The 21,829-nt window shown below is 33.7% G+C and carries 32 protein-coding genes and 2 pseudogenes; 31 read left to right on the forward strand and 3 right to left on the reverse strand.

Annotated features, from left to right (window positions below):
- Positions 1-142 precede the first annotated feature (142 nt).
- Positions 143-457 (reverse strand): winged helix-turn-helix transcriptional regulator, encoded by a 315-nt coding sequence (locus tag H8707_RS05785; RefSeq protein ID WP_262429179.1) that lies wholly within the window; start codon positions 455-457, stop codon positions 143-145.
- A 139-nt stretch (positions 458-596) separates the two neighbouring features.
- Here H8707_RS05785 and H8707_RS05790 point away from each other — a divergent pair, with 139 nt between their 5' ends.
- From H8707_RS05790 to H8707_RS05825, 10 genes are all read left to right on the forward strand, one after another.
- Entirely contained in the window at positions 597-1,283 is a 687-nt protein-coding gene (locus tag H8707_RS05790) for an SDR family NAD(P)-dependent oxidoreductase (protein ID WP_262429180.1), read from the forward strand.
- Positions 1,284-1,302: 19 nt separating this feature from the next.
- Positions 1,303-1,737 carry a flavodoxin family protein gene (locus tag H8707_RS05795; RefSeq protein ID WP_262429181.1) on the forward strand — a complete coding sequence of 145 codons (435 nt, stop codon included), beginning with the start codon at positions 1,303-1,305 and terminating at the stop codon, positions 1,735-1,737.
- A gap of 401 nt (positions 1,738-2,138) precedes the next feature.
- On the forward strand, positions 2,139-2,363 hold the full coding sequence (locus tag H8707_RS05800; protein WP_262429182.1) for a hypothetical protein: 225 nt from the start codon (positions 2,139-2,141) through the stop codon (positions 2,361-2,363).
- A gap of 99 nt (positions 2,364-2,462) precedes the next feature.
- On the forward strand, positions 2,463-2,666 hold the full coding sequence (locus tag H8707_RS05805) for a hypothetical protein (RefSeq protein ID WP_262429183.1): 204 nt from the start codon (positions 2,463-2,465) through the stop codon (positions 2,664-2,666).
- Positions 2,667-2,781: 115 nt separating this feature from the next.
- Positions 2,782-2,895 carry a DUF4180 domain-containing protein gene (locus tag H8707_RS15230; RefSeq protein WP_394354639.1) on the forward strand — a complete coding sequence of 38 codons (114 nt, stop codon included), beginning with the start codon at positions 2,782-2,784 and terminating at the stop codon, positions 2,893-2,895.
- 88 nt (positions 2,896-2,983) lie between these two features.
- The gene (locus H8707_RS05810; protein ID WP_262429184.1) at positions 2,984-3,313 is read left to right on the forward strand and encodes a cupin domain-containing protein; all 330 of its coding nucleotides are present in this window, start codon (positions 2,984-2,986) and stop codon (positions 3,311-3,313) included.
- A 208-nt stretch (positions 3,314-3,521) separates the two neighbouring features.
- The gene (locus H8707_RS05815) at positions 3,522-3,668 is read left to right on the forward strand and encodes a hypothetical protein (RefSeq protein ID WP_262429185.1); all 147 of its coding nucleotides are present in this window, start codon (positions 3,522-3,524) and stop codon (positions 3,666-3,668) included.
- 54 nt (positions 3,669-3,722) lie between these two features.
- Complete coding sequence (locus H8707_RS05820; RefSeq protein WP_262429186.1) at positions 3,723-4,073, forward strand: hypothetical protein; 351 nt, start codon at positions 3,723-3,725, stop codon at positions 4,071-4,073.
- A gap of 604 nt (positions 4,074-4,677) precedes the next feature.
- On the forward strand, positions 4,678-4,839 hold the full coding sequence (locus H8707_RS15235) for a helix-turn-helix domain-containing protein (protein ID WP_394354643.1): 162 nt from the start codon (positions 4,678-4,680) through the stop codon (positions 4,837-4,839).
- On the forward strand, positions 4,836-5,561 hold the full coding sequence (locus H8707_RS05825; RefSeq protein ID WP_262429187.1) for a LysR family transcriptional regulator substrate-binding protein: 726 nt from the start codon (positions 4,836-4,838) through the stop codon (positions 5,559-5,561). The genes H8707_RS15235 and H8707_RS05825 overlap by 4 nt, the downstream gene beginning before the upstream one ends.
- A gap of 142 nt (positions 5,562-5,703) precedes the next feature.
- Here H8707_RS05825 and H8707_RS05830 read toward each other — a convergent pair whose 3' ends face one another.
- Positions 5,704-6,225: a hypothetical protein gene (locus H8707_RS05830; RefSeq protein ID WP_262429188.1), complete on the reverse strand. Its 522-nt coding sequence runs from the start codon at positions 6,223-6,225 to the stop codon at positions 5,704-5,706.
- A 496-nt stretch (positions 6,226-6,721) separates the two neighbouring features.
- Here H8707_RS05830 and H8707_RS05835 point away from each other — a divergent pair, with 496 nt between their 5' ends.
- From H8707_RS05835 to H8707_RS05845, 3 genes are all read left to right on the forward strand, one after another.
- Positions 6,722-6,994: a hypothetical protein gene (locus H8707_RS05835; protein ID WP_262429189.1), complete on the forward strand. Its 273-nt coding sequence runs from the start codon at positions 6,722-6,724 to the stop codon at positions 6,992-6,994.
- A gap of 169 nt (positions 6,995-7,163) precedes the next feature.
- Entirely contained in the window at positions 7,164-7,589 is a 426-nt protein-coding gene (locus tag H8707_RS05840; RefSeq protein ID WP_262429190.1) for a hypothetical protein, read from the forward strand.
- 270 nt (positions 7,590-7,859) lie between these two features.
- Positions 7,860-8,111 (forward strand): hypothetical protein, encoded by a 252-nt coding sequence (locus H8707_RS05845; RefSeq protein WP_262429191.1) that lies wholly within the window; start codon positions 7,860-7,862, stop codon positions 8,109-8,111.
- A 449-nt stretch (positions 8,112-8,560) separates the two neighbouring features.
- On the opposite strand, the pseudogene H8707_RS15240 reads toward H8707_RS05845, so the two are convergent.
- Positions 8,561-8,635: pseudogene (locus tag H8707_RS15240) on the reverse strand (hypothetical protein); the annotation flags it as partial.
- A gap of 78 nt (positions 8,636-8,713) precedes the next feature.
- Here H8707_RS15240 and H8707_RS05850 point away from each other — a divergent pair.
- The 18 genes and pseudogenes from H8707_RS05850 to H8707_RS05925 all read left to right on the forward strand — a co-directional run bounded on the left by H8707_RS05850 (position 8,714) and on the right by H8707_RS05925 (position 21,782).
- Entirely contained in the window at positions 8,714-9,037 is a 324-nt protein-coding gene (locus H8707_RS05850) for a multidrug transporter (RefSeq protein WP_262429192.1), read from the forward strand.
- Positions 9,038-9,330: 293 nt separating this feature from the next.
- Positions 9,331-10,323, forward strand: a complete 993-nt coding sequence (locus H8707_RS05855; RefSeq protein WP_262429193.1) for a Fic family protein — start codon at positions 9,331-9,333, stop codon at positions 10,321-10,323.
- Between the two features lie 285 nt (positions 10,324-10,608).
- On the forward strand, positions 10,609-11,658 hold the full coding sequence (locus tag H8707_RS05860; protein WP_262429194.1) for a plasmid pRiA4b ORF-3 family protein: 1,050 nt from the start codon (positions 10,609-10,611) through the stop codon (positions 11,656-11,658).
- Positions 11,659-11,668: 10 nt separating this feature from the next.
- Positions 11,669-11,767, forward strand: a pseudogene (locus tag H8707_RS15245) (hypothetical protein); the annotation flags it as partial.
- A 200-nt stretch (positions 11,768-11,967) separates the two neighbouring features.
- On the forward strand, positions 11,968-12,090 hold the full coding sequence (locus tag H8707_RS05865) for a hypothetical protein (RefSeq protein ID WP_262429195.1): 123 nt from the start codon (positions 11,968-11,970) through the stop codon (positions 12,088-12,090).
- Between the two features lie 62 nt (positions 12,091-12,152).
- Positions 12,153-13,166, forward strand: a complete 1,014-nt coding sequence (locus H8707_RS05870; protein WP_262429196.1) for a virulence RhuM family protein — start codon at positions 12,153-12,155, stop codon at positions 13,164-13,166.
- Positions 13,167-13,309: 143 nt separating this feature from the next.
- Positions 13,310-14,362 carry a hypothetical protein gene (locus tag H8707_RS05875; RefSeq protein ID WP_262429197.1) on the forward strand — a complete coding sequence of 351 codons (1,053 nt, stop codon included), beginning with the start codon at positions 13,310-13,312 and terminating at the stop codon, positions 14,360-14,362.
- A gap of 273 nt (positions 14,363-14,635) precedes the next feature.
- A complete protein-coding gene (locus tag H8707_RS05880; protein WP_262429198.1) occupies positions 14,636-15,076 on the forward strand; it encodes a hypothetical protein in 441 nt (146 codons plus the stop codon).
- Positions 15,073-15,165 carry a DUF4180 domain-containing protein gene (locus tag H8707_RS15250; RefSeq protein ID WP_394354640.1) on the forward strand — a complete coding sequence of 31 codons (93 nt, stop codon included), beginning with the start codon at positions 15,073-15,075 and terminating at the stop codon, positions 15,163-15,165. Before H8707_RS05880 ends, H8707_RS15250 begins: the two co-directional genes overlap by 4 nt.
- A gap of 90 nt (positions 15,166-15,255) precedes the next feature.
- The gene (locus H8707_RS05885; RefSeq protein ID WP_262429199.1) at positions 15,256-15,993 is read left to right on the forward strand and encodes a class I SAM-dependent methyltransferase; all 738 of its coding nucleotides are present in this window, start codon (positions 15,256-15,258) and stop codon (positions 15,991-15,993) included.
- A gap of 308 nt (positions 15,994-16,301) precedes the next feature.
- Complete coding sequence (locus H8707_RS05890; RefSeq protein WP_262429200.1) at positions 16,302-16,631, forward strand: hypothetical protein; 330 nt, start codon at positions 16,302-16,304, stop codon at positions 16,629-16,631.
- 90 nt (positions 16,632-16,721) lie between these two features.
- Positions 16,722-17,168: a hypothetical protein gene (locus H8707_RS05895; protein ID WP_262429201.1), complete on the forward strand. Its 447-nt coding sequence runs from the start codon at positions 16,722-16,724 to the stop codon at positions 17,166-17,168.
- Positions 17,169-17,290: 122 nt separating this feature from the next.
- Complete coding sequence (locus tag H8707_RS05900; RefSeq protein WP_262429202.1) at positions 17,291-17,839, forward strand: GNAT family N-acetyltransferase; 549 nt, start codon at positions 17,291-17,293, stop codon at positions 17,837-17,839.
- The gene (locus H8707_RS05905) at positions 17,829-18,455 is read left to right on the forward strand and encodes a class I SAM-dependent methyltransferase (protein ID WP_262429203.1); all 627 of its coding nucleotides are present in this window, start codon (positions 17,829-17,831) and stop codon (positions 18,453-18,455) included. Before H8707_RS05900 ends, H8707_RS05905 begins: the two co-directional genes overlap by 11 nt.
- A 100-nt stretch (positions 18,456-18,555) precedes the next feature.
- On the forward strand, positions 18,556-18,975 hold the full coding sequence (locus H8707_RS05910) for a GNAT family N-acetyltransferase (RefSeq protein ID WP_262429204.1): 420 nt from the start codon (positions 18,556-18,558) through the stop codon (positions 18,973-18,975).
- A 610-nt stretch (positions 18,976-19,585) separates the two neighbouring features.
- Positions 19,586-20,071 carry a P-loop NTPase family protein gene (locus H8707_RS05915; protein WP_262429205.1) on the forward strand — a complete coding sequence of 162 codons (486 nt, stop codon included), beginning with the start codon at positions 19,586-19,588 and terminating at the stop codon, positions 20,069-20,071.
- Between the two features lie 98 nt (positions 20,072-20,169).
- Positions 20,170-20,631, forward strand: coding sequence for a helix-turn-helix transcriptional regulator (locus tag H8707_RS05920; protein WP_262429206.1), 462 nt, complete (start codon positions 20,170-20,172; stop codon positions 20,629-20,631).
- 1,001 nt (positions 20,632-21,632) lie between these two features.
- Complete coding sequence (locus H8707_RS05925) at positions 21,633-21,782, forward strand: hypothetical protein (RefSeq protein WP_262429207.1); 150 nt, start codon at positions 21,633-21,635, stop codon at positions 21,780-21,782.
- The last annotated feature ends 47 nt before the right edge of the window (positions 21,783-21,829 follow it).

Genomic DNA, 21,829 nt, shown 5'->3' on the forward strand with positions numbered 1-21,829 from the left:
AATATAATCTTCCACCAAGGGGATACCAGATGATCATGACATTATTATTGTCATCTCAAGACACGTCGAGACAGTTGTATTGATGTCACAGCTTCGCGGATTAGTACAGATGTGCACCTCAACGAGTTTCCTCAAAAAAGCTCTAATTAAGCCACTTCATTCCCCATTCACTCATTTTAATGAAGACCTCTTCGAAGTCACTGCCTTTTTCTGTTAAGGCATACTCTACAGTTATCGGCGCAGCCGAATGAACAGTCCGCGTCACAACGCCGTTTGCCTCAAGATTCTTTAAGGCGTCGGACAGCGATTTGGTACTGATCTCCAAGTCATTGCGTATTTCATTAAATCGTTTGGGACCTGCGTGTAACTCACATATGATGGCAAAGGACCATTTACCACCGAAAATATCCATGACCTGTCTGATGGATCTTGCACAAGGATGGTCAGCGTTTATCATGTTTCACCTCACAAATTCTGCATCAGTACATCAAGTATACTAATGGTAACTTAGTTAAATTATTTTGCGTACTTCACTTTTTATATTACTATGATATAATAAAATTGTCAATATAAATTTTTGTAAGGATGGTGTCAAAATGAAAACAATGGTGATCGCAGGTGCCGGAAAAGGGCTAGGTTTATCTCTAGCTAAGGTTTTCGGTAAAGAGGGTTTTCAAATAGCCCTTATAGCGCGAAATGCGGAAAAGCTCCAATCCATAGTGAATGAATTGCAGGCTCAGGGAATTGAGGCTTCTTATTATCTAGCAGATCTAACGAAAAAAGAAGCAGTTGAAAAAGCTATGACTGACATAAAAGTAAAATATGGCGTAATAGACATCATGGAGCTCAGCCCGGTACCTACAACGTTCTTACCTGCCACAGCAGTAAAAACAACTGCAGAAAATGCAATGGCTCCATTTGAAGGGTTTGTGATAAGTGCGATTAATGTGGCCAACAGCTTACTTCCAGATATGCTGGAACGTGGTGAAGGTGCATTGCTTTTTACCACCGGACTGTCTGCTATGTATCCAATACCTATGCTGGGCAACATTGGCATCGCAATGGCAGGATTGCGCAGTTATATTATGAATCTGCATACAGAATTATCTCCCAAAGGAATTCTGGTGGCGCATCGCTCATTAGGGTTGATGATGAAAGCGGGGACAGGCGCTGTAAATGACCCCGATGTGATTGCGAAGATGTGGTATCAGGTATATTCAGAAAAGCTTGACGGCGAACAGGAATATCCCAAGGGCGTTACCCCGAAAACCATGGTATTTTAATGCAAGGAGGCAATAAAGTATGAATATTCGGGTCATTTACCATTCATCAAAGAGTGGAAACACCGAAAAGCTCGCCAAGGCCATTGCGGAGGCATTGGGCGTTAAGGCTGAACACATTGGCAAGGGCAGCATATCGTTTTCTCGACCGGTTGACCTCCTGTTTGTCGGCGACGGAATTTACTGGGCTAAGCCGCACCGGATAACGAGAAAGTTCTTTAAGAAGCTTAATCCAGCGCCAATAAGGAATGCTGCTGTTTTTGCCACCTACGGAAACCAGTTCAAGATTGGGGACGACCTTAAAAAGCTCTTGCAGGATAAGGGAATCAATGTTGTGGGTGATCCGTTCACCTGTAAAGGAGCTTCCGTAGGCACGAAGAACCATGGGCATCCGGATGAGACGGATTTGCAAAATGTCATGGCGTTTGCTCAGAATATTGTTGCTTTAGTGAAATGATGGAGGTGTGATAATGAAAGCAATTATTTACACCAAGGTCGGAAGAATCGTTCAGAATCGTGGAGATCTAGAAACCTGTACCGAAAAATCAGGTATTGGTAAAAGTTGATGCTTCCGCTATCACAAATATAGAGTATATTCTTATAAAACATCCGCAGGGTAAAGCTGCCTTGCGAATGGAGTTCTAATTCTTGTGGGGATGAAATGGCTTTGAAGGATGGATTGGATGTAACGCAAGAAAAGGTGTATTTCAATTTGTATGTAAACTCATATACAAACAGGGCACGCAGCGATGTAATTTCGCAGAGTGCCTTGCTTGTTTTTTGGCTTATTCTTTCACATCTACCTTCATGTCAGACTTGGGTCAAATGATTATGACTTGTTCCTAATAGGGAGGAATAATGAAACATTTACGAATAATTACGGGTAAAGGCATCACGGGAGTCGAAGCATTGATTTGGTATGTTTCTCATAGTATATCCAGACATGAAGATATCCCTAAATCGTTTGGTGTATTCAAAAAAGTCCACCCAAAAAGCAAAATAAAGTCTTACCTCGCCCTATGTGTTAGGATAGTTTATAGTAAGGTAAATATAGTATATAATATAATTACGACAATAACCTAAGGAGAATAATTATGTCTAAAGAAACGAGTAAATGTAAAAGGTTAATTTTGGGTTAAAGGATTCGGATAGAGTACTAAATTCGATAAGTGGAGGCATGAAATGAACTTTGGTTTTTCATATGTAGGACTGATTTATTTAGTGATGCTTTTTGTTCCGAATTTCTTCTGGACAAATAATCAGCCAAAGGATTATGATAAATATGTTGTAAATGAGAAAAGAGACTGTATAGTCGGTACAATAGAATATGGACCTGCCAGTGACCTATGCACAGAAAATATGGAGGAAAAAATTTGGTGGACCTGAGTATTTTCTAGAAAATTATTGGGGAGAGGGAATCTAATCACAGAAAGAGTAAATAAAGAGAATCCGTTAGATTATAAGATTTTGTTAAACCGGTTAAATGATGTAAAGAAATATAATGGTTTTATATTTTAGGAGTTTGAAGGATTTTATTTATGAATGTAATAAGAGAAGAGATATATTCTTTGTGGCGGATGAAAAACAAGCTATAGAAAAATTAAGTATGAATTAACTCTTACGATAATCAATATTATTTGTATTGTAATTTATGTAACTATTTTAATCAAATAGATAAATAGAAATTTGGGGAGGAGTATAAAGTGGTAATCAATTTTAATGAAATTCCGGAACGTAGATTTCCGGGAATGAATAATGGAACCGGTGAAATGTCAGCAAAAATGTTTATGAATGAAGGTGGGAAGATTATTCCCTGCCGAATCTATAAAGGTGGTTCCATTGGAATGCATCGTCAGGAAACAGGAGATGACATAAATTACATTTTAGCTGGTTTAGGTAAGGCTATATGTGATGGAGTAGAAGAAACACTCGTTGCTGGAGTATGCCACATTTGTAAAAAGGATTCTGAACATAGCATCATCAATACTGGCGATGATGATCTTGTCTTGCTAACAGTAGTTGTTGAAAGATAAATGGGAATTTATAGGAGTAATAAATTTGAAAAAGATATATATTGTTGGTGGAACAATGAACAGTGGAAAAACTAAAATACACAAATTTAAATAGTTTAATTCAAGGTAGGATATATTTTGACTCATTATTGAAAAGAAATGCAGTTATCAAAAGAATTTATAGAATATTGTAAAAGTAAAATTGGGGGAAGTAGACGATATCTTGTAAGTGAAGCAAAAGAGAATAGCCATTAGTTTAACATTTCTTAATTTGCCAAGACTTTCTATAGATATTGATATGGATTATTCATTACTGATAGTAGGGAAGAAATGCTTGAGAAAAGAAATAAGAGGATACGCGTTAGACCTTATCTAGTTATACAGAAGTTGGGATAAAATTATGTAGAAAAGGAAAGTGAGGGGAGTAGATATGAATAAGTGGGAAAATGTAACTGATTGTTTTTCGGAGAATGACAGACATTATAAGAATACTTATCTGGAAATCAGTGAAGTATATGATGACGAGGTCGAAGTGAGTTTATTCTCTTCTAAAGAGGACCCATATGAAATATATTTTTCATATGGCATATTTTATGGCATTATTTATGCCGATGAGGAAAATGCTGTTGCGAAATGTGAAGAAGTAAAAAAAGAACTTGAAAAGGAATATCATAATCATAAGGAACCAACAAATGAATTTATAAATGCATTTGCTAGGAAACACGAGGTGTGTATGCCTAATGATATCCTATTTGATGCATCATCTTTATTTGATTTCTAAATGAAATAAGACAGGGGGCTGTGACAATGTCTTAGAATCAACTTCATATCATAGGGACGTTAGTATTGATGTCAAAAATGGAGAAAATAGATAGGCGAAAACTAAAAAAATGTCGCACCGCAGAGATGTATCAAAAGCAGGGATTTTTAGACTACTTCTAATTGTTTAGACTGGGGAATGGATCGAGGTAAAATTGAATGAAGAGGTTGGATATTGAAATATTAACTGAAATTATCATACATGAGATTAAGTATGCATTGGATAATTAATTTGTCTCACGGTTATCTTCAATACAAATCTAATATCGAAAGTAGAAATTATGAAAATAACTGTTTTTGGAGCAAAAGGACGAACAGGAAAAGAAATTGTTAAACAAGAACTGGTTCGGGATATGATATTATTAATCGCTTACTGTTAAGGATCAGAAAGATTTTCTTAATGACATTGAAAAAATTCAACAATCTTGTTTGTTGGCTTTCTTAATGGATAGACAAGTAAGAACTGAAAGCATGGTCAATTTCTTTTAAAGTATAAGAAATATTAGGGCGCAGGTTTTTTTATAGTTAATAGAATTTGTGTTGATAGAAAGGGTGGTAATATTAATCTGGAATATTTACGTAAATTTATTGTTTTAGCAAAATATTTGAATTTTACTATTGCAGCTGAGATACTTTATATTACACAACCTGTGTTAAGTAGACATATAAAAGTTCTTGAAAATGAAATTGGAGTTAAGATTTTTATGAGAACAAGGCAGTCTGTGTGAAATTAACTGAAGAGGGGAGATATTTCATAGAGTTAGCGAATAATATAGTCAAAGCTTATGATGAAGCTCTAGATAAAATGAGGATTTTCAGAAATGGCTTTTCTGATGATCTTAAGATTGGCATACTTTATTATGCCATTAATCAATATCTTACACCTGTTCTTGATAAGTTTAAAATAACGTATCCAAATATTAATATTAGCATATTTCCTTCATACCCTATACCAGTTATTGAAAATCTACTAAATGGACTGTGTGATGTAGGAATGATACTTAATACGAGGTTCAAGGGGCATGAGAGATTTGAGTTTCAAACAATAAGGCGCGAATTCCTATTTGTGGCAATGAGATATGACCATCATTTAAATAAGATGGAAGGAGTTCAACTTAAAGATATATTTGAAGAAACTTTTATTGATATTGATGATTTTTTCTTTAATAGTTATTCGCATTATATTTACCTATTGTTTCATAAGTATAATTTACATATCAAAAAATCAATTTTAACAAATAATCTTGAATCTGCAATTTTAGCTGCTCAATCAGGAGAGGGTATAATAATTTTACCATCACAATTGGTAGATGTACATTTTTCTAATATTGTTTATTTACCTATCATGGATGAAGCTTGTTACATTGATATGTCTATTGCTTATAAACCTGAAAATGAGAATACTGCAATATATCCATTTATAGATTTATGTGTAAAAACATTTTCTTAATATTAAGAATCTATTCTATAAAGTTAAAGCCTACCGAGCGTAAATATAGTTCGATAGGCTTTAAAAATATTTCTTGATTTTTGATTAAGATATTAATGGTTCAATAGAATGCCTTATTTTTACATTTGCACTTTGCCACATTCTATTTAAAACCATAAGGGATTTTACTAGTATCGACTTGTTCATTACGGTCGGTATCAATATATGGATATCTTGAAACATTAGTCTTGATTTTGATTTGGTCAGTACCCTGATTTCCCCAAAGAACATCAACTTCTGTTCCTAAATCAGAATATTTAGTTTCAATTGTAGCCATTGAGATCATTTTGCGATAATATGGACTAAACATTCTGCCAGAACTTATACCTATTATATCTCCATCTTTGTTAAGTATGGCATCGCTATGATACTCATTACTACCACGATTATTTGAAAAATCTTCTCCCCATTCCATAGTGGTTACGGTTTTGTCTTTGTCAAATTGAGCTCTATATACACTTAAAACACTTTCGGAATTCCACTCCAACATTACTACTGTATATTTCGACTCATCAACTGCCTTTTGCAAAGCTTCTTTACCGACAAAATTTTGATCAAAATTAATCCAATTACCCCAACCAACATCAAGTGGCGTTCTCAATTGTAATTCATGGTCTGCTGGCATGCTACCAACAAAATTAGGTAGTGTTAAATTTGTTAGATTAAGTCCCATATAGTATTCTATCATACCCTCGCGATTAGCAAATGGAAAATGAACTGTAACTTGAGGGAAACCTGCCTCATGCCTCCTTCACTCTGTACATAGGTAAATACATTTGAGTCATAAGGAACATACGGTGTGTGTTTTAATAAAATTTTTTCTTGCATACTAAATTCCTCCTTTAAAATTAATGTTTATTTGTAATTTTGCATAGGGTATTTTGTGTGAGAATTCTTTATATTCAGTATATATCTATCTTTTCATAAAAGGAAATTCTGATTTTGCATAAATTATGCATATAATGCAAAAGGGATATGAAGTAAGTGTAAAAATAGCTGCTAATTAGTATGTCGATTTTTATTATACAGTTAATAAAATGTGTTATATAATTATAATGTGATAATCGTATTAGTAGATAACTGCGAATGGAAGATTACTTATATTATTGGGGGTTCAGAAGATGAACTTGAAGTTAGGGATTTCTGAAAATATTGGTATTAAAGCTGATGATATACTAGCTTCAATCGAATATAGGATAATAGAATCTATAAAAGAATCTGGGTATGAAAGACAGCTTATAGAGTATAACTCCAATGGAGATACAGTCATTGCCTTTCTTTTAATTTCCGAAGTTTTTAATAATAATCCTGCAATACTAATAAATCACCAGCATAACAGTGAGCGTCATTTAGGGAAAAGTGAGGTATGTGGAATAGCTGGTAACCCCTTGTAGGCTTTTGGGCTAGAATTAGCGAGAAAGGGATTTGTTGTTTTAGCATCTGACTCGATATGCTTTGAAGAAAGACGGAAAAATGCACGGGGGATAGTACCTCTACTAGGAGATGAGGATTTTTTCAACATTTAAATGAAATGTGTTACCTTTTTTAAATAGTGATAATCTGATGAAAAAAGTACTACTTGACGCTATGATTGGAATAACTTTATTGTCTAAACTTACTTTTACTGATAATAAAAGAATTGGCACACTGGGGCATTCTTATGATGGAAATACTGTGTTATTCCTGTCTGTATTAGATGAATGGATTTATTTTAGCTGTGCAAGTGGAAGTGCATGTACCTATAAGAACCGAATGCTAAATGATGTAGGTATAGAACTGGCAAGTGTGATTCCGTGTTTCAACAAAAGCTATGATATATTTGATTTAGTACGTTGTATTGCTCCAAGACCGCTATTGATTGTCTCTGCGATGAAGACAAATACTCGAGGGATGCAGACTTTATTGTTGAACAAGCTCGTCCATCATATGCAAAATATGGGACTGAGAATAAATTATGTCATAAGAGATATAGTGGTGGTCATGAACTGACAAAAGAGAGAGGTTTGATTACATTATCGAATGGTTGTGTATTAGTGCTGAATACATCGTATGATGAGCATTATTTGAAGATATTTTACTTACGCTCTCATTATCGTACTTTCAAGGTATGTAGAAGTTGTATGCAAATTAGTTAGGATTTAGCTGAAAACCAAAGATGATTTATAAATAAATATTCTATAGAGTTTTTATCAAGAATAATAAAAATAAGCTAGGTAAAAAATTATATAATAAAAATATAGGACTTAGGAGTGATTATCAATGAGAAGTGCCAAAGAAAACAATTTTCCGTATAAAATGAGTACTATTTGTTATTTTGAGGTAGATAAGGATGGTAATGTATCACAAATTCCACATAAAAACAAATCAGATCGAGCAAGGCTTCTAGAAGTTTATCAAAGAGCTATAGATAAAACCATAACGTTATATGCGGTATGGCCAGGTAATTGGAGTAGTGATTTGTTTATAATTGATGATCTTGATGCCTTTGCGAAGGAATTTGATTTGTTTTAAGAATTATTTATATTTTGTTTTCTCGAACTGTTAGTGCAAAGATGTTAGTTATTGCAGTGTTTAGAATATGTTCTTAATGTGAAATTATAACTTTCTCTGCGACATCTTTATTGTCACCCCAAGGCATGTTGAGGTAGTCGTTAAGCTTCAAAAGCGATAGAATGTAGTAATATCAATAATTTAAGCCATTGAGTGTGTAGATGACCTTTGATGGATTTATGTCTTTGGAACATGGTACTAATTTATATATTGATAATTGAACATAAGTTCGATATAATATATGCAACAGTTTATTTCAATTTATAAGTTGGGAGGGAGCATGTTTGGATACAAATCAAAAAGGTGAAATTCTTATATATCAAACTGAAAAGGGAGAGACTAAGACTGACGTACAAATGAAGGCGATGCCTAGTTAAATATTGGAGCGCAAGAAACTGCGATCCACGCCAAGGTTTAGAAGTAATTTTGCCACAACGAGCAAAGTCGGCAATGACATATGCATCAAGAGGATCAGTTTTATCCATGTCTATGAAAGTCTCAAACGAAATATAGACTTATACCACGAGTTTACTAAATAGGAATTTAGAAGGAGGATTGAGGCTTTGCAAGAGCAGAGATTTACAAAAAGGGACTGGACGCTTTTCAGAAATAAAATCGCTGATTGGCAGGAATCATATATGGATAGGCTTAATAAGGAATATATAGAATTATTAAGTGAAGATGCTAATCCATCAGAAAAGTTTTGGAGCCTGGACAAGAGAATAAAGGAAGATAGGAAGAAAACTGGCGTTCAGTTGGAAATGAGCCGATCAAAACTTATTTATAACATTATTTCCCTTATAAATGATGGCGCGATTAGCTTTGAAGATCTCAAAGAGTTCAGTGATGAGTTGAAGGAAACGGTAAGTGCTTTTATTGATAGATAGTTTAAAGTATATTGAGTTTTGAATTGTAATTCAGATAGAAATATAAACGGAATAGTTCTCAAATGAGAATAAATATTGTGTTTGTGAATTTATATGAGATGGTATTTTACATACAATGAAAATTAACAAGAAAATTAATTTTAAAGGGCTTTCACAATGAAGACAGATTGTAAAACAAAATATTTTTGCATATTGCATATAAACTTGACACGAACTTTGCTGATATTGTTGTTCATAAGCAGAGCCTTCAGAGGTTCTCTCATCTAATAATATAGAAAAGAGGTACATAGAGCATGAGTGAATATAAACCAACGTTTCATATGACGGACAAAATAACAAATTTGGTTGCCTCGATCAGCGAGCAGGTTGGACGTATTACGGTGCTTTCCCACGGCAATCTGAATCCGCATCTGCGGAAGGAAAACAGAATCAGGACAATTCACTCGTCCCTTGCTATAGAGCATAACTCTTTGTCTCTGGAGCAGGTGACGGCGATACTTAATGGCAAGAGAATACTTGGCAATCCGAATGAAATCAAGGAAGTTAAGAATGCCTATGAGGCCTATGAGATGATGCTTGAGCTTAATCCGGCGTCGGTAAAGGATCTGCTGATGGCTCATAAAATGATGATGAACGGTCTGATCCCGGAAAGTGGCAGGTTTCGCTCAGGTGGAGTAGGCGTGTTTGACGGCGATGTTGTTGTCCACATGGCTCCTCCGGCAGAGCTTGTGCCGGGGCAGATTCAGGATTTATTTGACTGGTATAAGGCATCAGAAATGCATCCATTGATCAAGAGTGCAGTCTTTCATTATGAATTTGAATTTATTCATCCTTTTGCTGACGGAAATGGGCGCATGGGAAGAATGTGGCACAGCTTGCTTCTGGGTAAGTGGAATAAGCTTTTCTACTGGCTGCCAATAGAGGAACTTATTCGCTCGCGGCAGCAGGAATATTATGACGCGCTCGGAAAATCTGATAAGGTTGCTGATAGCTGCACCTTTGTGGAACTCATGTTGGAAATCATTCTGGATACCCTAAAAAAAACATCTGTCGTTGGAAGTACGGATGATCCCGCTGAGGATGCTTTACCTGAACCTATTAAAAAGCTCCTGAATGTACTCGGAGATAAGAAACTGGCGGCTGCTGAGATCATGGAACAGCTCGGCCTTTCCCATAGGCCAACATTCCGTAAGAATTATTTGAATCCAGCACTTAAACTTGGACTGATTGAAATGACGATACCTGACAAGCCGAACAGCCGGAATCAAAAGTACAGAAAAAAATAACTTGGTCGCTCACCGCTCAAGAAAAACGATTAAGATACCGACCAAGATAGCTTCGGAGGGAATATCCGATATGAGGGCTGGGATAATGGCAATCCGGGCTTGTTAAAGAATATATCTCAAATTTAATGATATTAGAAAAGGAAGAGAAAGAATTCTTGAAGAGATTTTATAATGGCGAGTATATTCCAGAATTTTTGTTTAAGGATAAGGAATTCTAGGTCGTATTAAAAACCACCCAATGGCTTTGTGGAAAACTAGATAAGTAATAGGAGGGAGTAGAAGAAAATGGAAAACAATATAAGGCCAATAAAAAATGAAATTACCCCAGTACGACTTCATTTAGAATTAAAAGATGACTATCTCACAGATTATCAGAGAAGAATGTTTAGAAGATACGGTGAATCTATTAGTGGTGATTCAATAACTAGGGATATTCTTATACCATCGGATATGCCACTTCACAATCTCCATTATGCAATTCAAAAATTATTTGGATGGAAAAATTCACACTTGCGTAGATTTTATTTGCCAGAGGATATATATAATAAATTAACAGAAAGGACTGTTAAGAGATGGTTAGATTTAGTAGGTATATTATTTCAACCGCCATCTGAAGCAGAAGAAGATGTTTTTTGGGATGATGACTATGAAAGAGGCAGTTTTAAAGTTTGGCTAAGAAAAAAATATACTGGTCCCTATATATATGGGGGAACTATGGAATATCCAGAAGTAGCAAGGCAAAATGTACAAGAACTATTAGATTATTATAGTATGGTAGAAGTAAGAGAATCCTTTAGCGATTATTATAATCGAAAAGAAAAAGATGAAAATGCACAAATAAGAATAATAAAGGAGGCTCCATTAATCGATTTAACCCTTGAAGAGATGAACTCATCCATTATAATTGAAGGTGGTACAGAAAGTCTGTTAGAACGATTAGAGGTTGATAAGCTTTTAGCAGCTCAAGATGAAGATATTAATTTGGATGAGCTATTTCCCGTAACTAAAGAACTTGTTTATAACTATGACTTTGGAGATAATTGGATAGTTAAGATAACTAAGTACAAAGGCTGTGAAGACCTACTTAATGATAATATGATTGATGAGTATGAACTTGAAGAAGCAGAAGATATAGTAATAAATAAACATAAACCAGTTTGCATTAATAAGGAAGGTATATCTGTACTTGATGATGTTGGTGGATTAAGTGGGTTTGCTAATCTCTTAGGAACTATCTATGAGGGGGAAGATAAAGAGGAAGCATCTGGTGCTCGCGCGTGGGCAAAGAGCCTTGGCTGGAGTGCTACAAAAGTTTCAAATAAAATGATGTTGTAGCTATAAATTTGATATTATTAATGAGTTAGATGAAGAGAATTATATTAGGCAGGGGAGTTATCGTTCTAAATTTGTCGCAATTACAGAAGATGGTATAAGGTTAGCATAAGATCTTCTAAATAAATATAATATAAAGGACTGGGACGAAGTATAGAAATTTAATTTAATTGTAGTAAACAAAGCCCTCAAAATAATTTGTCTTTTAGTGGTTTTGTTCAAAATTTATAAAACAGATTCTCCACCAAGGGACTACTATCAATATACGACATCTTTATTGTCATCTCAAGACACGTTGAGGCGGTTGTTTCATTGTCCCACAAAAAAGTAGACACACATATTAACATAAATGTAGAGTTTGGTGATGAGGAAGGGCAAATACCTATTGATAGGATAGTTAGAAAAGCAGAGGAATCAAATCTTACGAAAAGGTAATATAATGGAAATTTTTCATTGAACCATGTATAATAAAGGAAAAGCGTATAAGGGGAATGGATATGAACTCTGAAATTATAATGTATCAAACAGATGATGGTTTGACAAAAATAGAAACTACTTTTGACGGTGATACAGTATGGCTATCTATTGATCAAATGGCAGAATTATTTCAGCGTGATAAAAGTGTAATTGGAAAACATATAAGAAATATTTTTAAAGAAGGTGAACTCGAAAAAAATTCAGTGTGGGCAAAATTTGCCTACACTGCTTCTGATGGTAAGAGTTATCAAGTAGACTTCTATAACTTAGATGTAATTATTTCTGTTGGTTATCGTGTAAAGTCCTTGCGAGGCACTCAATTTAGAATTTGGGCGAGCAATGTTTTAAAAGAATATATGAAAAAAGGATTCGCCATGAATGATGAACTTCTAAAAAATAATGGCGGTGGAATTTATTTTGATGAGTTACTGGAGCGTATTCGAGATATTCGTTCATCAGAAAAAGTATTCTGGAGGAAAGTACTAGATATTTATGCCACAAGTGTTGATTATGACCCCAGAACAGAAGTATCTACTTTGTTTTTTAAAACAGTACAGAATAAAATGCATTGGGCAGCCCATTGGCATACTGCGGCAGAAAAGATTTATTACTCAGCAGATGCAGACAAGCCTTATATGGGAATGCTTAGCTTTAAAGGAGAACAACCTAGACAAGCAGATTCATTAGTAGCAAAAAACTATTGTACTAAAGAGGAGTTAGATGCATTAAACAGCATAGTTTCTGCTTATCTTGAATTTGCCATAATGCAAGCTCGTAGAAGAATACCCATGTATATGTCAGATTGGATTGAAACATTGGATGGATTTTTGAAATTGTCCAAGCATGAAATACTTACACATGCAGGGAAAATTAGTGCTAAGACTGCTGAACTTAAGGCTAAGGAAGAGTATAAGAAATATAAGGAGTTACAATTAGGGGATATTTCTATGGCAGAAAAAGATTATATAAAGGCATTGGAAGATATGGAAATGAAGTTATTAGGTGAAGAAGAAAAAAACAAATATATATTATAGAAATAAAGTAAGTTGAAGAGCAGCTACTGCAATATTTGAAGTATAATGTTTTAGTTTTGAGTATTAAATAATTTAGGAGGACGAATAGTGAAAGTAGGAAATGTATATGTGGTAATGAAAAGAACTATAGGGGCTGTTGCTGTATGAATAAAGAGCAGGAATCATCTTTTATATTAACTAAAGAGGTCTATGAAAGGGATTTCTTACCTGTATATAACTTAGAAAAGTGTAGACCAAAAACTTTTATTGAGTTTGAGGTTGCCTTACCGTTCCATATACCTATGTGTATAGGTAGGACAGTTACGTTGGGGTCTGAACAAGGATATTTCAGCTTTAGATTTGATATGGTAACAACAAATAAATCTTATATGTATTCGTTAGGCGAAGAATTGCCGACATTAAAGGTTCATAAAACTAAAATACATATGATGGCAGCTGTTGATTTAGAATATGAAACATTTGTTAATGATAGAGAACGATATAATAATGATTATTTTGATTTATTACTTGCAGAATTAAACAATATAGTATTGAGCTATATGATAGCGATGAAAGATGATGACTGTCACTATCTCACCAAAGAAATGTTACCTGCAACAATATTAGTAAAGTCAACAAATATAGAAACATGGGAAAATGATATGGGCCTATTTATGCTACATATGCATATACCCATAGAAAAAGAGCCATTAATAGAAGAGGATGTACAAGAAGTTATGAGGTTGCAGTCGGTTGTTGTATGGGATTTGAATCCTTTTGTAAGTAGTGAGGGATTTATATATATGGCAAAAAGGTATTTCAAACAAGGATTCTATCTAGAAGCTGTAAATCATGCTCAGACAAGCGTAGAGATTTTGATAAGAACGCTATTTGAACAATTATTGAAAGATGAAGGTAAATCAGATAAAGAAATAGAACAAAAATTAGAGGACACCGCATTTATGCCAATAATTAAAAATATGATGCCTAGTTTTTTAGGCGGAAGTTGGGATGTTACAAAGGATGCAACAGTAGTTGGTAAGTGGTATAAAAATACTTATACTCTTAGAAATAAGGCAACCCATAGAGGAAGAATACCAAGTTTTCAAGAAGTTGATGAGGCTATATTTGGTGCTATAGAGTTTAGAAAATTCATTGTTCAGAGGATTAAAGCAAATAAAAAGAAATATCCCAAGTTAAATGAGTACTTTCTATAGTATTTCAAAAAAGTATTAGGGTGTATATAAGCTCATTGAAAAAAATGTTCTAGAACAGTTGGTATCCCATTTGATAAGATTTCATGATAATAGTTTGTGGGGATATGTGTTCAAATTATATAACCGTTGAGAGTATAATTCTGATGACATATTGTGGTTTGGATGAGGAATAATAGGGCTTGACCACAACATATAGTAGTTTTGTGGTGAGATTTGGGTTGAAAACGGCAAAAAACACCGTTTTTCGACCCTTAAAAACAGGGCGTTTGACAGATGACATTTGATAATTTAAGTGATAAACCTGATGGGAGTGATACTTTGTTGTTTCGTACTTTTAATTCACAAGAGGAACGAAGAGAATTTGGTGGTTCAGATTTTATAGAATTTCAATACTGTAAATTAGATAAAAGATCTAAAATCAATAAGATCGTATCGATTGATGCTATTGGGAAATGGAAAGATGATTCGTTATATCTATTTGGTGATGACATAGATGAGTTTTTTTCGCATTACGGTAAAATCTTTAATGGTGGGATCTATAATAACGAAAAATGTGGTATTGTAGATTTTTATGGAATAAATTATTATACATTAGAGCAGTCCAATCTAATCATAGAAAGAGTAAATAAAGAGAATCCGTTAGATTATCAGATTTTGTTAAACTGGTTAGACGATGTAAAGAAATATAATGGCTTTTATATTTTAGGAGTTTGAAGGATTTTATTTATGAATGCAATAAAGGAAAAGATATATTCTTTGTGCCAGATGGAAAAGAGGCTATAGAAAAATTAAGTATGAATTAACTTTTAAGATAATTAATATTATTTGTATGTCGCAATTTATGTAACTATTTGCAATCAAATAGATAAATAGGAATTTGTCGAGGTGAGTATATGAACAACATTTATGATGATAAGCACTTTTTTGACCAGTATGCGAAGATGTCACGAAGTCAACAGGGCCTATCCGGAGCAGGTGAATGGCATCAGTTCAAAGCCTTATTTCCAGATTTAAGCGGTAAAAGCGTACTCGATCTTGGGTGCGGTTACGGCTGGCACTGTAAATATTCTGTGGAATGTGGTGCAAAGGAGGTGCTGGGCATCGACTTGAGCGAAAAAATGATACATGAGGCAAACGAAAAAAACGCTGACCCCAAAATTATCTATAGGGTCTGCGGACTGGATGATTATGATTATCCCGCCGATTCTTATGACTGTGTAATTTCCAATCTGGTGCTTCATTACATTGCAGACATTGATTTAATTTTGAAAAAGATATACTTGACGTTAAAAACTGATGGTATTTTCCTCCTTAACATGGAGCATCCCGTCTTTACGGCAGGTGTGAACCAGGATTGGATTTATGATTCGGGCGGCAAACCGCTGTATTGGCCTGTGGATGATTACTTTTATTCAGGAGAAAGAGTTACTCATTTCCTTGGGAAGACAGTCACGAAGCAACATCACACACTGACACAGATTCTGATGGGCCTCATAGACACTGGATTCCGGCTGGAAGTTGTTGAAGAAGCAATGCCGAGCGCTGACATGATGGACATTCCAGACATGCCAGATGAAATGCGTCGCCCGATGATGTTACTAATTAAAGCGCTGAAACAGGGAGCACGATAAATTCCAATTTGTATTGTAGCTAATGCATATAATTCAAAAATATGTAATGTAGGAAATTCTATTTTTGGTTTTGATTGGGTATGACTATCATAACAATATTGTAGTATAATAAAAGCACACAATTAAATATACACCAAAGTATCAAGAGTTAGGGTAGAGATTTAGCTCTATGACCCTATACCAACCTGCAATATGCAAGGTGGTTCAGCTAAAAAACGATAAGGAGGTGAAAATATAGTAATTTCCGGTCTTCTTATCATTGATAAGGAGATTTTTTGTTTTACAAATATTTTATAGGAGATGATTATGTGAATACAACAGGTTTTATAAGAGGCTATATGTCAAAGAATATGGCGGGAGAAGATTTTATCGGGGTGGTTGTTTCAGCTTTAAACAGAGAATTTGAAGAAATAGAAAATGGAGTGAAGCTTGATAAATTTAACGATAAGTTTGTTATAACAATGGATGGATATAGTCTAACACTAAGTAAGGAGTTAATTAATAGCTTGAAAAGTCCTTACGGGATAGACAAATATATTTTAGAAGAATTTGAAAAGCAAGGTTTTGAAGTTGATAGAAATAGAAGCCAATATATTCAATATTGTTTCGGGAATTATGTTGGAGATCAAGTCTTATAGATTTTATAATACTCTAAATTAATAAAAATAATAAATATTATTGTATAACTCAAAACTAAATATAAAAATAGAAAGAAAGGATTGAGAACAATGTTAAAATTATTTATGTATGGAACATCATTAGGAGGCATAGAACAGCTGATGGTTATGGCACCTAATTTCCAACCAAGAAGAAGTGGCATAGTAATTAATAATTATTTTAATTGTGAGGGAGGTGTTAAGGATTGTAATTCCAGCTTAATTAATGTTAGTAATAGATGCAATGATTGTGGACACGTTCATTCTAGATTCCTATCTAATGTGGATAAGGTTAGGTACAAAAGTTTAATAAATGAATGCTTTGGGAAAATAAGAAATTATTCATTCAAGGATAGGGCGAAACTTCTTACAGATAGCTTTAAAGGAGAGAATATTAATCTTAAAAACTATGAAATAGTTTTTAAGAGGCTTATACAATTTATTGAAGAGGAAAATAGATGGGCAATTGAACTTATGTATGATAGATGTTTATTAGCTATAGGCTGTATGGTACAATAACTGTAAAAACTGACATAAATTTTGAAAGGAGTGGTTGGTATGTTGAAAACAACAATGAAAACTAAGCGTGCATGGAGGGTACACATGTCATAAACCTTTCAAATAATTTACTGGGGGAAAGTATGAGAATAGAAAAAGAGAATATTGTAATAAGAAGTGCTAATGTAGATGATGCTATTCAATTAAACAAGTGGTGGAATGATGGTAAGGTTATGGAGCATGCAGGATTTCCCAAAGGATTAGGACAATCCTTGGAAGAAACCATAGATGAAATTAGAAACTGGGAAGGAAAATTAAGCCAGCTTTGTATAATTGAAATAGATGGCAAACTCGTTGGAGAACTAAGTTATAGAATTAAAGGTGATGGTGCTGTATATCCTGGATGGAAAATATGTGATTCTGCTTATCAAAACCAGGGGTATGGTCCACAAATTATTAAATTACTATTTGAATTTCTATTTACAGATAATAATATTAATTCTAAAGTCCCTATAAATAGAATTATATGGGATACTATGCTTGAAAATAAAAGAGCTCAGTATGTTTATGAAAATAAAATAGGGGCAAGAAAGATTCAGATTAAGGAAAATTCCTGGCAGGATCAATTAGGAAACTGGCGAAGTTCGGTAGATTATGAGATAAGAAAGGGGGAATTTCTTAATGCTAGATAATAAAGGCTTTGATTTGTGGGCAGATGGGTATGATAAAAGTGTAGAGTTAAGTGAGGAGAATGATGAGTATCCGTTTGCAGGCTATAAGGATGTTTTAAATACTATTTATAATATAGTCCACAAGAGAGGAAAAGCAAGAATATTAGATGTTGGATTTGGTACAGGAATATTAACTAAAAAACTTTATGACGATGGTTATAAAATATATGGCATAGATTTTTCACAAAAGATGATAGAGATAGCAAAAGAAAAAATGCCTCTTGCAAGGTTAATTAAATATGATTTTTCAAAAGGATTACCAGAAGAAATAAAAGATAGTTCCTTTGATTATATTATTAGCACGTATGCAATGCACCATTTGGAGGACGAAGAAAAAGTTAAGTTTATTGAAAAACTTGAAAACTACCTTAATAAAGATGGAAAGATCATTATCGGAGATATAGTCTTTGAGACAAAAAAATTATTAGAAGAATGCAAAGTAAACTATAATGAGTATTGGGATGATGAAGAAGTTTATTTTGTTTTCGAAGATTTGAGGAAATCTTTATTGAATAAGAATATCAGCTTCACAGAAATATCTCATTGTTCAGGAGTCATTCAAATTTCAAAATCATAATATTACTATAATTTAAGTGGGAATATTAAAAGGAGTGAATAAGGTGAGCAGACTAAGAAATCTTCTTCAAATTAGATAATAAGATTTGAGGAGGAAAATAATGAATAAGATAGAAATTAAAGAGGATATTATACTTGGAATTGAGGAAATAATAAACCTATATGAGGATGTAGAGTGGCATGCATATACAAAAGATAAAGTTAAGCTTAAAAATGGTATTGAAAATTCGTTAAAAGTACTAACGGCTTGGGAAGATGATAAATTAGTTGGACTAATTCGTGTTGTAGGAGATAGTCATACAATTGTTTATATTCAAGACATACTAGTTTTGAAAAAATATCAGGGAAAAGGTATAGGGAGTAAATTATTAAGTTTGATTTTAGAAAAATATAAATCAATTCGCCAGATAGTTTTAATGACGGATAATACTAAAGAAACCATAAGCTTCTATAAGAAGAATGGAATGGTGGATACTGCAAAGTATAATGGGGTAGCTTTTGTAAGATACAATTTGAATTAAATTATATTAAATAAAAAAATATAAGGGTATTTTGAAATTTCAATATATCCTTATATTCCATTATAGTATTTGTTAGCTTGGGTTTTAATATTAAAATTAGAAAAATCAAAAGTTATTTAAGTTAAAAAGCCATTATTTTAGAAATAAATCTTTCCGCCAAGGGGTATCTATCTCCACATGACATCTTTATTGTCAACTCAAAACACGTTGAAGTCGATGTACATCTCATGTCAGGAATAAGCGATAGCGAAGGCTGATTGGGAACATTCTACGGGGAGAATAAATTTAAGATGACGTTATAGGAATTCATTGGAACCACAGAAAGGAATTATATTAAATTTAAAAGATGAATTCATATAGAAAAAATAAAGCAGTACATAGAAAAAAATATGCTGTAGATATTGCTTGTTCGGTAGAGATTTTTAATTACGGTTACACAGTCCGTGAGCAGTTGGTCATTTATGCAGTTAACTCCTAGGATATTTGGAGATGTATGAGCAGTTAAATTTATTTGATGTAATGATAGGTGGATTATATACTATAGATAAACGTTAGTAGATAAGTGCATAGTAAGACTCTTGAAATTGAATGCTTAAAGGAGATTTTAGGTATGCAAAAAGCAATTGTGATTGGTAGTCCCGGTGCAGGAAAGAGTGAATTTGCTCGCAAACTTAGAAACGTTACGAAGATTCCACTTTACTATTTGGATATGCTGTGGCATAAAACAGATAAAACCAATGTCAGTAAAGGTGAATTTGATATAGAGTTAAATAAGATATTAAATCTGGATAAGTGGATAATTGATGGGAATTATCTCCGCACACTGGAAATTAGGTTAAAAGAATGTGACACTGTATTTCTGTTAGATTATCCACTAGGTATCTGCCTTGCAGGTGCTAAATCCCGTATTGGGAAAAAGCGGGAGGATATGCCATGGCTAGAAACAGAATTTGATGAAGAGTTCAAGCAATGGATTGAGAATTTTCCAGAAGATCAATTACCGAAAATATATAATTTACTAAAAGAAAACAAGCAAAAGAATATTGTTATTTTCAGGTCGAGGGAAGAAGCGGATAAGTACTTGGAGTCTATATGAAGCCGCCTGTAAATGTGACATATTTGCCGATTTCTCTTGGTGGCATTCCGTCCAACGAAGGATTACACTTATGGTATACTGAGAAGGAGGTATGTTAAATGGAACTTGGAAATAATTTGTATAACGCAAGGAAAAAAAGCGGGCTGTCACAAGAGGAAGTTGCCGAGAAACTAGGGGTCAGCAGGCAGACGATTTCAAAATGGGAACTTGGTGAAACTCTCCCTGATATTCGGCAGTCAAAAAAGCTTTCCACCCTGTATCATCTGTCTTTAGATGAGCTGATTGATTTTGACTTGGATGTTCAGGAAATTCAAGAGGTAATTGATAAGACAAACGAGGAAATCTCAGATAAGGTTGATTGGACAAAGGCTTGGGGAAAGAAATATCCAATTCTTGTGAACTATCAGCAGCGAGTGTACACGAGTGCCTATGCTAATGAATTGGAAACCCTATTGGATGATTTGCAGAAAAAATATGGCTATAATGAGCTGGATGCTTTCCTTGTGCTGAAAGATATTCTGGCAGTTGTCTGGAAAAGCAGGAGAGCAAACGATAAATAATCAGGGTACGTTGAGGCAACAATTCTGATGATGTATTGTGGTTTGGAGGAAGAATAATGGGATTTGACCACAACATATAGTGGTTTGGAGGAAATTTTGAACCCAAAAAAGAGCAAAAAAACACCGTTTTTTGACCCTTAAAAATGGGGCGTTTGACAGATGACATTTTATAATTTGAGTGATGACAGAAAAAAATTCATAAAATCGAAGCTGAATAGATGGGATAATAATATGCTGAATTTTTAGAAGATGTGGCTATCATTTCAATTGGATTATTAGAGAACAAAGAATTATACAATGTATAAAAAGATGAACATTTTCATAAGGGATGGTTTTATAGAGCTGTATTCAGGAGAAAGGTTAATAATATGACGATTAAAAACATATGTTTAAATTGCATAGGGTAATAATTTCCTTAAAAATTACATTACGAAAAATGGAAAGAACGGTAAGTGTGCTTATTGTGGTAAAGAATCTTTGATTGTATCTATAAATAACTTAGCATCTGAAATAATGATCGAAATTAAGCAGAAACTTGTAGAAGCTAATATTTATGCTATAAAGGGAAATGATGATTATCATTACCGCAACTAATAGAAATAAATGTAATTGTGTTTTGTTTTTTGACAATTCTTGTTTTACAGATAATATAAAAAATGAGGATAAGCCTTTGAAACTTATTATTGAAGAAACGAAACACTATCCTCCTAATCATTTTAAGGACAAATTAAAAAGTAGAGTAAAGATTAATTATTTCTGGATTACAAAGCATTAGTGCCGGCCACCCAAAAATTGATAAATCGATGGATGAAATGTATTATATAGTAGTGCAGAAGTAGAGAGGTAAAATATGAACTATATATATGTAATTAGATAAATAAGAATTTATGAGGGGAAAAACTTTGAATATACAACTTATTTATGGCACCCCGGCAGAAGAATATGTGAATCCTGGATTACGTTAGACTAGTAATACTAGATAGAGAGTCATAAAAAGTTAAATGATTAATTTAAAGGAAATGTATATTATGGATGATCCATTAAAATTTGCAAGTGTAGCAGAATATAACACTATGATGCATACTTTAGTACTATTGATATTGTCTGAATGTGTGATTATGCTCATGACTTCAAGCGGAAGACGTAGCTAACGACAAAATTCGGATCGTGGCACAGTATGGATAGTGCTGATTGGTTG

Origin of the sequence: Paratissierella segnis, from assembly GCF_014385195.1 — a bacterium.
GTDB lineage: Bacteria > Bacillota > Clostridia > Tissierellales > Tissierellaceae > Paratissierella > Paratissierella segnis.